This window comes from Limimaricola variabilis, from assembly GCF_014195545.1.
Classification (GTDB): domain Bacteria; phylum Pseudomonadota; class Alphaproteobacteria; order Rhodobacterales; family Rhodobacteraceae; genus Limimaricola; species Limimaricola variabilis.
In genome coordinates, this window is record NZ_JACIBX010000015.1 from 35,282 (window position 1) to 47,492 (window position 12,211).

The 12,211-nt window shown below is 69.6% G+C and carries 14 protein-coding genes; 5 read left to right on the top strand and 9 right to left on the bottom strand.

What is annotated here, in order from left to right:
* Position 1: 1 nt before the first annotated feature.
* On the bottom strand, positions 2-1,729 hold the full coding sequence (gene fliF / locus FHS00_RS15300) for a flagellar basal-body MS-ring/collar protein FliF (protein WP_183474962.1): 1,728 nt from the start codon (positions 1,727-1,729) through the stop codon (positions 2-4).
* Positions 1,730-1,871: 142 nt separating this feature from the next.
* Between fliF and FHS00_RS15305 the strand changes: the two genes are divergently transcribed.
* Genes FHS00_RS15305 through FHS00_RS15320 form a run of 4 tightly spaced genes read left to right on the top strand, consistent with a single transcriptional unit; the run spans position 1,872 to position 4,410 of the window.
* On the top strand, positions 1,872-2,432 hold the full coding sequence (locus FHS00_RS15305) for a flagellar basal body-associated FliL family protein (RefSeq protein WP_183474963.1): 561 nt from the start codon (positions 1,872-1,874) through the stop codon (positions 2,430-2,432).
* A 13-nt stretch (positions 2,433-2,445) separates the two neighbouring features.
* Positions 2,446-3,402: a flagellar motor switch protein FliM gene (locus tag FHS00_RS15310; RefSeq protein WP_183474964.1), complete on the top strand. Its 957-nt coding sequence runs from the start codon at positions 2,446-2,448 to the stop codon at positions 3,400-3,402.
* Positions 3,386-3,766, top strand: a complete 381-nt coding sequence (locus tag FHS00_RS15315; protein WP_183474965.1) for a flagellar motor switch protein — start codon at positions 3,386-3,388, stop codon at positions 3,764-3,766. Before FHS00_RS15310 ends, FHS00_RS15315 begins: the two co-directional genes overlap by 17 nt.
* A complete protein-coding gene (locus FHS00_RS15320) occupies positions 3,763-4,410 on the top strand; it encodes a MotE family protein (RefSeq protein ID WP_183474966.1) in 648 nt (215 codons plus the stop codon). The genes FHS00_RS15315 and FHS00_RS15320 overlap by 4 nt, the downstream gene beginning before the upstream one ends.
* Before the next feature lie 4 nt (positions 4,411-4,414).
* On the opposite strand, the gene FHS00_RS15325 is transcribed toward FHS00_RS15320, so the two are convergent.
* From FHS00_RS15325 to flgB, 8 genes are read right to left on the bottom strand one after another with little or no spacing between them, the layout of a single operon-like run.
* Positions 4,415-5,536: an EscU/YscU/HrcU family type III secretion system export apparatus switch protein gene (locus FHS00_RS15325; protein ID WP_183474967.1), complete on the bottom strand. Its 1,122-nt coding sequence runs from the start codon at positions 5,534-5,536 to the stop codon at positions 4,415-4,417.
* Between the two features lie 9 nt (positions 5,537-5,545).
* A complete protein-coding gene (locus tag FHS00_RS15330) occupies positions 5,546-6,301 on the bottom strand; it encodes a flagellar biosynthetic protein FliR (protein ID WP_183474968.1) in 756 nt (251 codons plus the stop codon).
* A gap of 4 nt (positions 6,302-6,305) precedes the next feature.
* Positions 6,306-8,405, bottom strand: a complete 2,100-nt coding sequence (gene flhA / locus FHS00_RS15335) for a flagellar biosynthesis protein FlhA (RefSeq protein WP_183474969.1) — start codon at positions 8,403-8,405, stop codon at positions 6,306-6,308.
* Between the two features lie 7 nt (positions 8,406-8,412).
* Positions 8,413-9,234, bottom strand: a complete 822-nt coding sequence (locus FHS00_RS15340; protein WP_183474970.1) for a transglycosylase SLT domain-containing protein — start codon at positions 9,232-9,234, stop codon at positions 8,413-8,415.
* Positions 9,231-9,500: a flagellar biosynthetic protein FliQ gene (locus FHS00_RS15345; protein WP_183474971.1), complete on the bottom strand. Its 270-nt coding sequence runs from the start codon at positions 9,498-9,500 to the stop codon at positions 9,231-9,233. The genes FHS00_RS15340 and FHS00_RS15345 overlap by 4 nt, the downstream gene beginning before the upstream one ends.
* Before the next feature lie 37 nt (positions 9,501-9,537).
* Entirely contained in the window at positions 9,538-9,861 is a 324-nt protein-coding gene (gene fliE / locus FHS00_RS15350; RefSeq protein WP_183474972.1) for a flagellar hook-basal body complex protein FliE, read from the bottom strand.
* Positions 9,862-9,874: 13 nt separating this feature from the next.
* Positions 9,875-10,285, bottom strand: coding sequence for a flagellar basal body rod protein FlgC (gene flgC, locus FHS00_RS15355; RefSeq protein WP_183474973.1), 411 nt, complete (start codon positions 10,283-10,285; stop codon positions 9,875-9,877).
* Between the two features lie 14 nt (positions 10,286-10,299).
* Positions 10,300-10,695: a flagellar basal body rod protein FlgB gene (flgB, locus tag FHS00_RS15360; protein ID WP_183474974.1), complete on the bottom strand. Its 396-nt coding sequence runs from the start codon at positions 10,693-10,695 to the stop codon at positions 10,300-10,302.
* 66 nt (positions 10,696-10,761) lie between these two features.
* On the opposite strand from flgB, the gene fliI reads away from it, so the two are divergent.
* A complete protein-coding gene (gene fliI / locus FHS00_RS15365) occupies positions 10,762-12,156 on the top strand; it encodes a flagellar protein export ATPase FliI (RefSeq protein ID WP_183474995.1) in 1,395 nt (464 codons plus the stop codon).
* Positions 12,157-12,211 lie beyond the last annotated feature (55 nt).

Genomic DNA, 12,211 nt, shown 5'->3' on the forward strand with positions numbered 1-12,211 from the left:
CTCAGGCCTCCTCGGCGAGCCAGCTCTGGACGACCTTGAGCGAGGCCTCCGGCTCGTTCTCGACCATCTCGCCGACCGAGACGAGACGGCGCATGCCGATCTTGCCGTCGACCGAGGCGAGGCTCACCATCTCGTCGCCGTCATAGGTGGCGATCTGCTGCTCGTAGGGCAGCATCGCCTGCTGGCTCGGACCGCGTGCACCGGGCTGTTGGGCCAGCGCGCCGGGCTGGCCGGCGGCGTCGCGCGCCGCGCCCGGAAGCTGCGGCGCCTGGCCGGGGGCGGCCTCGTAGCCGAGCTGACCCGCGCTGCCCGCGCCGGCGGTCGCGCCCGCGAGCGCCAGGCCGGTCCCGGTTTCAGGGAGCACCCGGCGCAGCATCGGCCGCAGGCCGAAGCCCAGCACCGCCGCGACCAGCGCCAGCGCGAAGGTACCACGCAGGATCGCGCCGAAGTTCTGCGCGATGGTCTGGCCGAGCGACAGGCCGATCGGCGCGCCGACATCCATCGAGTAATCCATGAAGCGCAGGCTATCGACCGAGACGGTGTCGCCGCGCGCCTCGTCGAAGCCCACCGCCGAACGCACCAGCGCGGTCAGCCGCTCCAGCTCCTCGGGGCTGCGCTCCTCGTAGACCGTCTCGCCATTCGCGGCGACGTTGTAGATGCCGTTGACCAGAACCGCGACCGAGATCCGCTCCACCGAGCCGGGCTCGCGCACCGTCTCGCGCTGGGTCGAGCCGATCTCGTAATTGACGATCTCGTCGGTGCGGGTCGAGGTCGAGGCCGACTGCTCGCCGCCGGCGTCGCCGCCGAGCTCGGGCGGCAGGTTGTTGGCCACGCCGACCTCGGTCTGGGTGCCCTCGCGATCCTGTGCTTCTTCCTGACGGGTCTCGGTCGAGCGGACCACCTGCTGGTCGGGGTCGAAGCTCTGTTCGCGGATCACCTGCCGCTCGGTCGAGAGGTCGACATTGACCTGCACCCGGGCGTTGCCGGCGCCGACGCGGGCGGTGAGCATCTCGGTGATCGAGCGCTGCAGCCGCTCCTGCATCGATGCGCCTGCGGCCTGCACGCCCGCGTCGCCCTCGGTCTCCTCGCTCAGGATGGTCTCGCCGCTGGCCGACAGCACGGTGACGCGCGAGGGGGCAAGATCGGGCACCGCCGAAGCCACCAGCGCCCGGATCGCGAGGCCCTGCCGGCGCGAGATCGAGGAGGTGGCGCGGCCCCGCACGATGACGGAGGCCGACGGCTCGGGACGGGTGCGGGAGAAGGCCTCGCGTTCGGGCAGTACGAGATGCACCCGGGCCGCGTCGATGCCGTCGATGGTCTGGATCGAACGGGCGAGCTCGCCTTCGAGCGCGCGCAGGCGGCTGACCTGCTGCATGAAGCTGTTCATGCCGAGGCCGGAGGACTGGTCGAAGATCTCCCATCCCGCGCCGCCTTCGCCGGGCAGGCCCTGCTCGGCCAGGGACATGCGCGCCCGCGCCACGTCATCCTGCGGGACCGACACGATGGTGCCGCCGCCGGACAGCTCGACATCGAAGCCATCCTGTTCGAGCGCCGAGACGACCCGCCCGGCGGTGGCCAGAGACAGGTCCGAGTAGAGCGGGGCGAAGCTCGGGGCGAGGACGAGGTTGAGGCCGACAGACAGGGCCAGCACGAGCCCCAGCCCGGTGGCGCCCAGAGCGATCAGCCGCGTCCGGCCGAGGCCCGCGAGATTATCGATGATGGATTGCACAAGGGCCTCGTCCTAGCCGGTCGTTGTTGCAAAACTATCCCCAATCCATCGGTTCGAACAAGTATAGTCATGGATAACTTCTTGCCTGTTCGGCCCATATGACACATGTTGTCCATGATCCGACGATCGGCGGGAACCCCGGATGAGCGAAGCGGCAGCGAAGACGACAGGCAAGGAAAGCGGCGCCCGGCCCGGGCGGCTGCGATTCATCTTGATGCTCCTTGTGTCGGTGCTGGCGCTCGGTGGCGGGCTGATCGCGGCGGTCGGGCCGTCGCGGCTGGCGGAGCTGGCCGGGCTGGGTGGCGCGGCCGACGAGGTGGCGCCGGAAACCCCGGCGGAACCCTCGACGGAGGAGATGCGCGCCGCGCTGGCCGCCGATCCGGGCCGCATGGCGCTGCCGCTCGAGGAGATCATCGTCAACATCACCGCGACGACCGCGACCGGTCGGCAGACCAGCCGGTTCCTCAAGCTCGACCTGGCGCTGATCTACGACGCGGCCGCTCCCGATGCGGCGCGGTTGGCCGAGCGGGAGATCTACATGCGCGACAGCTTTCAGGACTACCTGCGCACGCTCGATGAGCGCGACCTGCGCGGCAGCCTCGGCCTGGCCGAACTGAAGTCCGAGCTGCTGCGCCGGGCGCGTGCGATCTCGGGTGGCGAGGCGCCGCGCGAGATTCTCATCTCCGACATGATCGTGCAGTGAGAAGGGGCGCATGATGAGCAGCCAGCGCACACTGCGCCAGCCCGAGGGCGGCCTTGCCGACGGGCCGATCGAGGAACAGATCATCCAGATGGCCTCGCTCAGCTACGAGCGGCTGCCACTGCTGGAAGCGATCTTCGAACGCTACGCCCTGTCGCTGGGCGCCGCATTCAAGGGCTTCGCCGCGATGCCCGCCGAGGCGGTGCTGACCGCCTTCGAATACCTGCCCTGCGGCGCCGCGCTCGAAGGCATTCCGGCGCCGGCCCTGACGGCCGTGGCGCGGGCCGAAGCATGGGACGGGCGGATCGGCGTAGCGCTATCGCCCGAGCTGCTGTTCTCGATGCTCGAACTGATGCTGGGCGGTCGCAATGCCAGCGGCCGGCCCTGGACGCCGCGCAGCTTCACCGCGATCGAGCGCCGCTTCGGCCAACGGCTGGCGGAGCTGGTCCTGGCCGATCTGGCCAACGCCTTTGCCACTGTGGGCGCGGTCACCTTCCGGGTCGACCACCTCGAGAATAGCCCGATCAACGCCGTGTTGGCGCCGCCCAACTCGGCCGCGGTCCGCGTCACGCTCTCGGTCGGCCTCGAGGGGCGCGGCGGCACGCTGACTTTCGTGATCCCGGATGCCGCCATCGACAGCATCCGGACGTTGCTGGTCCAGAGCTTTCCGGCGGGCGAGACCGGGAGCGACAGCGGCTGGCGCGCCGCCTTGGGGCGCTCAATCGAGGGGTCGGAGGCCAAGCTGACCGCCGTTCTCCACGAGGTCCGGATCGGCATGCGCGAGGTCCTCGCCTGGAAGGCGGGCGATATGATTGATCTCGGCATCGACATGGAGCATGAGGCTACCGTATCCTGCAACGGCCGTGCGCTGTTTCGCGCGGCGATGGGGCGGCGCAGGAACGGCGCGGTGGCGCTGCGCGTGACCGACGATCTGGGCGAGGAAAAGGAGCGCGACGATGGCGGTGTTGATTGACGCCATGATCCTGCTGCTGTTGGCCGGGGTGCTGGCCTATGCGCTCATGGTCGATCGCCGTGTGCGGCGCCTGATGGAGACGCTGCGCGAGCTGCAACCCGCGATCAACGCCTATTCGGCGGCCGTCGACCGCTCCGAGGAATCGGTGCGCGGCCTGAGCACCGCCGCGCGTGGCCTGGAGGAGGCCGAGGCCCGGCCCGCCGCCAAGCCGGCCGCACCTGCCGCGAAGACCACCCCCCGCGTCGGCGACAAGGCGGCGCGCACCGCGCGCGCCCGCGCCCAGGCTGCCGGCGTGACCCGCGTGACCGGCAAGACCGAACTGGTGCAGGGCTTCTTCGACAGCGTGCGCGAGCGCGATCAGTGACGACACCGCGTCCTTTCCACATCGTTCTAGGCGCTTTGGCGCTGGCCGGGGTCGCCAAGGCGGCGCTGCTGGTCGGCGACACCACCGCGCCGCCGCAGCCGCGTCCCGGCCTCTTCGTGAGCGCCGCGAACGCCGCTGCCGGCGATGCCGAGGCCCCGGCAGAGCCCGCGCCTGCCGCGGAACCGGCCCCGGCCGCGATCCCGCAAAGCTGCGCCGCGCCCGAGGAGGTGCTCTCGGCGATCGCCACCGAGCGCGGCTTGCTCGAAGAGCAGCGCGACACGCTCGATGCCCGCGCGGCCGAGATCGCGCTGGCACGCGAGACGCTGGCGGTCGAGACCGCCCGGCTCGAGGAGTTGCGCGGTGCGCTCGAGGGGTTGCTGGTCGAGATCGACGCGGCCCGGCAGGCAGATGTCGACCGGCTGGTCGCGCTCTACGTCAACATGAAGCCGCGCGAAGCCGCGACGATCATGAACGATCTCGACATCGAGGTGGCGGTGACGGTGCTGGGCGCCATGCCCGAGCGCGACGCCGCACCGATCCTGGCCGCGATGAACGTCGTGCGGGCGCAGGCGATCTCGATGATCATCCTCGAACGCTCCAAGCTTCCGGGCGACCAGCGGCTCGACGGCATCCGCCTGCAATAATGGCTCAGTCCTCTTCGTGCAGCTTCGACCCTTCGGGCGGGGCGCGGCGGATGCGTCGTTTGAGATCCATGATGTAGCCGATGATCTCGGCCACAGCCTGCCAATGCTCGGCCGGGATCGCGTCATCGACCTCAACCACGGCGTGCAGCGCCTGCGCCAACGGCTTGTTCTCGACGATGCTGACGTCGTTCTCGCGGGCGATGCGGCGGATCTGGGCGGCGATCAGGTCGGTGCCCTTGGCAACGCAGACCGGGGCCGGGTCCACCCCCGGTGTGTAGCGCAGCGCCACCGCGTAATGGGTCGGGTTGGTGAGCACCAAGGTCGCCTGCGGCACCGCAACGCCGATCCGCTGCTGTGCCCGCTTGCGGCGGATCTGGGCCCGCTTGCCCTTGATATGCGGGTCGCCCTCGCTGTCCTTGTGCTCGTCGCGGATCTCCTTGAGGCTCATCCGCTGCTTGCGGATGTAGTCGATCCGCTTCCAGATGATGTCGATCAGCGCCACGGCGGCGAGAAACGCGGTGGCGCCGACCAGCATCCGGACAATCGCGCCCTGCGCATGCGGCAGCAGCGTCTCGGGCGAAAAGCCGGGCGCTTCCCAGATCTCCATCACCGAGCCGCGCACCGCGAGCGCGGCGATGATCGCCACCACCGCTACCTTGGCGACGTTCTTGCCGAACTCGACGAAGGCGTCGGCCGAGAACAGCCGCTTGAAGCCCGACAGCGGGTTGAGTTTCGACAGCTTCGGCTTGATCCGCTCCAGCGCGACCACGGTCTGGCCCTGGATCAGCACGCCGAACAGCGCCGCGAGCACCATCACCAGCACCACCGGCGCCAGCGTGCCTGCCACCGTCGTGGCCAGCGCCTGCGCCACGCCGCTGACATCGCGCAGCCCGGCGGCGCCGTTGCCGATCTCCATTCCGCCGGCCTGGGCGATCAGCCCCGACAGGTCGCCCGCCAGCCGCGGCAACATCATCGGCAGCACGTAGAGCGAGATGACGAGCAGCGCGAAGGCGCTCATCATGTTCCCGGTTTCCTTGGAGGAGGGGACGTCGCCTTTCTCCCGCGCCTTGCGCAGTTTTTGCTCGGTCGGTTCCTCGGTCTTGCTGCTCTTGTCTTCGTCCGACATCGCGCCCCCTCAGAACTCGAAGCCGATCAGCCAGTCGGCCAGGGCCTGCACCGTCCCCGATAGCATGGCAGGCCCCGCGAAGACGAGGCCCGCGAGACCGGCGACGATCAGCAGCGGCGCCGCGACGAAGAAAACCGGCAGGCTGGGCATCGCCCGGTTGGCCAGACCCATGCCGAGATTGAGCACCAGCGACAGCACGTAGAACGGCGCGGCCAGCGAAATCCCGAGATAGAAGCTCTGCGCCACCGCCCGCACCATCTGCTGGGCGAGATCGCCCAGCATCAGCCGCCCCGGCGGAAACAGCTCGTAGCTGTCGAGCAGCGCCCGGATCATGACGTGATGCAGCTCGGTCGCGAAGACCAGCGCCACCCCGGCCATCAGCAGCAGCCCGGCGATCAGGGTGGAGCCCTCGAAACTGCCCTGGCTGGGGGCGAAGGCGTTCGACAGGCCCGCCACCATGCCGAGTTGGTAGCCAGCGAAGCCCAAGGCAGAGAACAGGATGCGCGCGGTGGTGCCGATCCACAGCCCGATGGTGATCTCGGTCGCGAACATCGCCAAAAGGGTGATCGGCGAGACCTGCGCCGCGCCCTCGATCGGCGCCAAGGGCGACAGCGCCGCGCTCAGCGCCAGCGCGAAGAGCAGCCGGTGACGTACCGGGATCGACGGCTCGCCGAAGCCGGGCAGGAACATCAGCGCCGCCCCGAAACGGGCGAAGACCAGCGCGGCGGCCAGCGCCTGCGCGACCAGCAGCTCGCCCAGCTCCACCGGCCTAGCCGCCGATCGTGGCGACGGTGCGCAGCGCGGCCTTCCGATGCACCTCGTTGTGGGAGATGACCTGCGTCATCGGGCTCACCCGTTCGAGCATGGAGCGCACGAAGCTGCGCACCTCGGGGCTGACCATAAGCGCCGGCCACTCATCGGCCTGCGCGAAGCGCTGGATCTCCTTGCGCGCCTCGAGGACGAATTCCTGCACCCGCTGCGGCGACATCAGGAAGTTGCGCTCCTCGCCGTTCATCCGGACGGCGGCGTTGAACTCACCCTCCCAGGCCGCCGACATGGTGATCACCGGCACGAAGCCCTGTCCGTCGGTGAGCGCGTGGCAGATCTGGTTCGACAGGCGGCGGCGGACATGCTCGGTGATCAGCGTCACGCTCGAGGTTGTGCGGTTGGCCTCGGCGATCGCCTCGACGATCAGCGGCAGGTTGCGGATCGAGATCCGCTCGAGCAGCAGCGCTTGCAGCACGTGCTGCACCAGGATCGCGGGGCTGGTGCCCGAGATCTCGCCCGCGAGCTTCTGGTAGGGGCGCGGGAGCTTTTCGATCAGCTCCTGCACCGCGCCATAGGTCAGCAGCTCGGGCATGTGCTGTTTGATGATCTCGGTCAGGTGGGTGGTGATGACGCTTTCGGGGTCGACCACGGTGCAGCCTGCCGCCTCGGCCGTCTCGGCGAGTTGCTGGTCGACCCAGACCACCTCGAGCCCGAAGGTCGGGTCCTTGGTGCGCTGGCCGGGCAGGTCGATCCCGGCCTCGGAGGGGTTGATCACCATCATGCCGGTGGCTCGCACCTCGGCGGTCGCGGCCCGGACGCCCTGCACGGTGATCGCATAGGCGTCCGCCGAAAGCGCCGGGTCGTCCTTGATCCGCACCGAGGGCAGCACGAAGCCGTATTCGCGCGCGAAGAGGTGGCGCAGGCTCTTGATCTTGCCGGGCAGGGCGGCGTCGGGACGGTTGATCAGCGGCACCAGCGCGCCGCCCAGATCGAGCCGCAGCTCATCGAGCCGCAGCGTCGCGGCGACGTCGTCCTCGGCCGGGGTCGCCTCGTCGCGCTCGGCCTGGGCGGCCTGCGCCGTCTCGCGCGTCACCCGGGCCTTGGCCTCGCGATCCATGACCCAGCCCAGTCCGACCAGCATCAGCGCCAGTATGGCGAAGACCGGCAGCGGGAAGCCCGGCAGCAGGCCGATGCCGAACAGCAGCCCGCCGGCCATCCACAGCGCCTTGGGAAAGCGTCCGAGCTGGCTCAGCACCGCTTCGTTCGCCGCACCCTCGGTGCCGCCCTTGGTGACGATCAGGCCGGCGGCGAGCGAGACGATCAGCGCCGGGATCTGGCTCACCAGTCCGTCGCCGATGGTCAGCGTGGTATAGACGTTCGCCGCCTCGCCGATCGGCAGCCCGTGCTGGACCACGCCGATCAGGATGCCGCCGACGATGTTGATCATGGTGATGATCAGGCCGGCCACCGCGTCGCCGCGCACGAATTTCGAGGCACCATCCATCGCCCCGAAGAAGCCGCTCTCGTCTTCGAGTTCCTTGCGCCGCGCCTTGGCCTGCGCCTCGTCGATCAGCCCGGCGCCGAGATCGGCGTCGATCGCCATCTGCTTGCCCGGCATCGCGTCGAGCGAGAACCGCGCTGAGACCTCGGCGATGCGGGTCGAGCCCTTGGAGATGACGATGAAGTTGATCACCACGAGGATCGCGAAGATCACGATGCCGATCACGAAGCTGCCTGCGACGATGAAGCGCGAGAAGCCCTCGATCACCCCGCCCGCGGCGCCGGGACCGGTATGGCCCTGGCTCAGGATCAGCCGGGTCGAGGCGACGTTGAGCGACAGCCGCAGCATGGTGACCACCAGCAGCAGCGTCGGGAAGGAGTTGAAGTCGAGCGGGCGCGGAATCCACAGCGCCACCATCAGGATCAGCGCCGAGAGCGCCAACGACACCGCGAGACCGAGATCGAGCAGCACCGAGGGCAGCGGCACGAACAGCACCGCCAACACCAGCGTCACGCCGACCGCGAAGCCGACGTCGCGGTTGGCCAGGCCCAGTGCCAGCATCCTGGCCCCGTTGGGCCTGCGGGTGGGTTCGCTGCTCATGACCGGCTCACGACGACGGCGCCGCGCGACCGATCATCGGTCGGAGCGGCGCGTCCGAGTAGATGCCGAAGCGGGCGCCATCGCCGCCACCGACCGACCAGCCGCGTCGGATCGCGCCGGGCGCGGCGGCAGGGGCCACTGGGGCGCCAGGAGTGGAAGCCGGTGCCGCGCTCCGCATGCCCGGCGCGGCCACGTCCCTGAAGCCGGCGATGCGCTCGTTAGCGACCTCGATATTGCCGCGCAGCGCCGCGAGATAGACCTTCTGCGCCTCGGGGGTGCGCGAATGATACGCACCGGCGGCGGCGGTCCAGTCGCCGAACTCCTCATAAAGTCCGCGGAGGAAGCGGGCGGCGTATTCGACGTTGCGGGCCGGATCGAAGCCCTGTGCGACGCCGTCGAAGGCGTCGGGGTGCCAGCGCAGATTGATCTGCATGCAGCCGACATCGATGCTGTCGATTCCGGCGGCGCGGCGGGCGGCGATCCAGGCGAGCGCCTGATCGCGGTTGTCGAACAGCCGGCCTTCGCCGGCGGCGTTGACCGCCCAAGGCCAGATCGTCAGGTGGCCGCCGCGCGTCACACCGGCCTCCTGAATACCGATCGCCAGAAGCAGGTTGCCGGGAATGCGATGGCGCAGCTGGGCGCGCAGGATCTCGGCGACGCAAACGCCGCGCTCGAGCGGCGCGCCCGCCACCGGCGCGCCGGCCGCTGAGATCGTCTCGCGACCCGCGTTCAGCGCCTCGCTGCCGCGATAGAAATCGCCCCAGCCGGCGAGGCCGGGCCGGGGGGCGAGCGCCGCCACCAGCGCCAAGGCGAGGCCAAGCCGCCTCACGCGCCGCCGCTCGCGATCAGGTCGAACACCCGGTCCGACAGCCGGGTCAGCGTGGCGTAGATGAAGGGGGTCGCCGCCAGCAGCCCGAGGAAGATCGCCACGATCTTGGGCACGAAGGTCAGCGTCATTTCCTGGATCTGGGTCAGCGCCTGAAAGAAGGCGATGGCAAGGCCGACGCCGAGCGCCAGCGCCAGAATCGGGCCGGAGCCGATCAGCACCGCGAGGATGGTGTCCGACAGGATGTCGTAGGTGTCGCTCTCGGTCATCGCCGGGGCCCCTCGCGCCGCCCGATCGCCAGCGCGATCAGATCGGCATCCGTATGATTTCCTGGTAGGCCTCGACCACCTTGTCGCGCATCGAGATCATCACCTTGACGGTGCTCTCTAGCTCGAGCGTCGCTTCGACCACCTGCTGCGCGCCGACCTTGCCGGTCAGGCCCTGCTGCGCGACGGCCTCGGCCTGGCGCGTGGTCTCGACCGTCGACTGCGCGGCGTTGCGCAGCACGTCGGCGAAGCTTTCGCCCGTGCCTTGCGGCTCCGGCGCGACGGGGGAGGTCGTCAGCTCCTGCGACGACTTGTAGGCGCCACGGATGTTGGAGGTGGAGAGGATCGAGGAAAACTCGGTCATCGGTCAGTCAGCCCTATCGCAGGAGGTCGATCATCTGGTTGCGCATCTTCCGACCCGCTTCGAACATGTTCATGTTCGCCTCGTAGCTGCGCGACGCCTCGCGCATGTTGCTCATCTCGAGGATCGGGTTGACGTTCGGCATCTTGACCATGCCTCGCGCGTCGGCCGCCGGGTGGGCGGGGTCGTGTACGAGCGTGAACGGGCTGTCGTCGCGGCCGATCTTCTCGACCCGCACCATCGACGCACCCAGTTCGCGGTCGAGCATCTCCTCGAAGGCCAGCGTCTTGCGGCGATAGGGATCGGCACCGGGCGCGTTGCCGGTCGAATCCGCGTTGGCGACGTTCTCGGAGACGATCTTGAGGCGTTCGCCCTGCGCCCGCATGCCGCTGGCGGCAATGGCGCTGATCGAGGAAAGCGGGTCCATCTGTTACTCCTTACTCAGCGCAGGCCGGTTGCCGACATGGTCAGCAATTCGTGGCCCTTGCGGTAGAGCTGCGTCGCGAGGCGGTAGCTTTCGCTGACCTCGGCGGCCTTCACGGTCTGCTGTTCGAGCACGACGGTGTTGCCGTCGAAGCTGCGCTCCCATGCGGCGGGGTCATCCATCACCCGCGGGCCGCCCTGCGATCCCCCGGTCGAGGTGATGTGGCGCGGATCAGTCGTGGCCACGCCGCCTGAGCGGGCGCCGGCCATCACCGTCTCGAACCCTGCCACTTCGCGCGCACGGTATTGCGGCGTGTTGGCATTGGCGATGTTCTCGGAAATCACCTTCTGCCGCGCCGCAAGCCAGTCGAGCCGCTTGGAAGCAAGAGCAAAGAAGGACATGCCGTCGAGCATAAGCTTTTCCTTTTGGACGAGCCATGAATAGCATGTATAAATTGTCATGACTACGGGATGAGCTTCATGCAGACCGCCTTTTCCGAGCTGACGTCACTTGCGCGCAACGCCCCCGAGGCGAGCATCACCGGCGAGGTGCGTGCCGTTCTGGGCCTGTCGCTGACGGTGAGCGGCCTCGAACGCGCGGTCGGCATCGGCGGGCGTTGCACCGTGCATGGCGCGCGCGGCCCGGTTCTCGGCGAGGTGGTCGGCATCGACGCGCGCGGCACGCATCTTCTGCCCTTCGGCTCCTGGGCCGGCGTGGTGGTGGGCGACCGGGTGGAGCACAGCCCGCGCGGCGACCTGGTGCGGCCCGACGCCTCGTGGATCGGGCGGGTGGTCGACGCGCTGGGCGCGCCGCTCGACGGGCGCGGCCTGCTGGTCGAGGGCGAGCGCCCGCGCCCGGTCCGCGCCAGCCCGCCCTCGGCCTTCGCGCGGCGCCGGGTCGGTGCCCGGCTCGATACCGGGATCAAGGCGCTCGACGTCTTCGTGCCGCTCTGCCGCGGCCAACGCATGGGCGTCTTCGCCGGTTCGGGCGTCGGCAAGTCGACCCTGATGGCGATGCTGGCGCGCGGCGCCAAGGCCGACGTGATCGTCGTCGGGCTGGTGGGCGAGCGTGGCCGGGAGGTGCAGGACTTCATCCAGGAGGATCTGGGCGAGCAGGGCATGGCCCGCACCGTCATGGTGGTCTCCACCGGGGACGAGCCGCCGCTGATGCGCCGCCAGGCGGCCTGGACCGCCACCGCCGTGGCCGAGCATTTCCGCGACCAGGGGCTCGAGGTGCTCCTGCTTCTCGACAGCGTCACCCGCTTTGCCATGGCGCAGCGCGAGATCGGGCTGGCGGCGGGGGAGCCGCCGACCGCCAAGGGCTATCCGCCCACCGTCTTTGCCGAGCTGCCGCAGCTTCTGGAACGCTCCGGCCCCGGCGCCGCGGGGCAGGGCGACATCACCGGGCTCTATACCGTGCTGGTCGATGGCGACGACATGAACGAGCCCGTGGCCGACGCGGTGCGCGGCGTGCTCGACGGCCACGTCGTGCTCGACCGCGCGATCGCCGAGCAGGGCCGCTTTCCGGCCGTCAACATCCAGAAGAGCATCTCGCGGATGCTGCCCGGCTGCCATTCGTCGGCCGAATACGCGGTGTTGCAGGCCGCCCGCCGCAGCCTTGCGCGCCATGCCGACATGGAGGAGCTGATCCGCATCGGCGCCTACAAGGACGGCTCCGACGAGGAGGTCGATGCCGCGATCCGCTTCGCCCGTCCCGCCGATGTCTTTCTCAGCCAGCGCAAGGGCGAGGCGATGGGCGCCGATGAGAGCTTTGCCGAGATCTACCGCATGCTGGGCGAGGCGGGCATTAACGTGACGCTGCCCAAGGCGCCGCAACCGCCCGCGCCGCTGCGCCGCGCCGATCCTGCGGGCTGAGGGGCTTCCCTCGGCGCTCACGCGGGGCTAGACCGGTCCGCTCGGTTTGGCCCGC

Bases quoted from the DNA above. Each gene is read 5' to 3' on its own strand.
- FHS00_RS15305 (WP_183474963.1), top strand. From the start codon at position 1,872: ATGAGCGAAGCGGCAGCGAAGACGACAGGCAAGGAAAGCGGCGCCCGG.
- FHS00_RS15310 (WP_183474964.1), top strand. From the start codon at position 2,446: ATGAGCAGCCAGCGCACACTGCGCCAGCCCGAGGGCGGCCTTGCCGAC.
- FHS00_RS15315 (WP_183474965.1), top strand. From the start codon at position 3,386: ATGGCGGTGTTGATTGACGCCATGATCCTGCTGCTGTTGGCCGGGGTG.
- FHS00_RS15325 (WP_183474967.1), bottom strand. From the start codon at position 5,536: ATGTCGGACGAAGACAAGAGCAGCAAGACCGAGGAACCGACCGAGCAA.
- flhA (WP_183474969.1), bottom strand. From the start codon at position 8,405: ATGAGCAGCGAACCCACCCGCAGGCCCAACGGGGCCAGGATGCTGGCA.
- FHS00_RS15345 (WP_183474971.1), bottom strand. From the start codon at position 9,500: ATGACCGAGAGCGACACCTACGACATCCTGTCGGACACCATCCTCGCG.
- fliE (WP_183474972.1), bottom strand. From the start codon at position 9,861: ATGACCGAGTTTTCCTCGATCCTCTCCACCTCCAACATCCGTGGCGCC.
- flgC (WP_183474973.1), bottom strand. From the start codon at position 10,285: ATGGACCCGCTTTCCTCGATCAGCGCCATTGCCGCCAGCGGCATGCGG.
- flgB (WP_183474974.1), bottom strand. From the start codon at position 10,695: ATGCTCGACGGCATGTCCTTCTTTGCTCTTGCTTCCAAGCGGCTCGAC.
- fliI (WP_183474995.1), top strand. From the start codon at position 10,762: ATGCAGACCGCCTTTTCCGAGCTGACGTCACTTGCGCGCAACGCCCCC.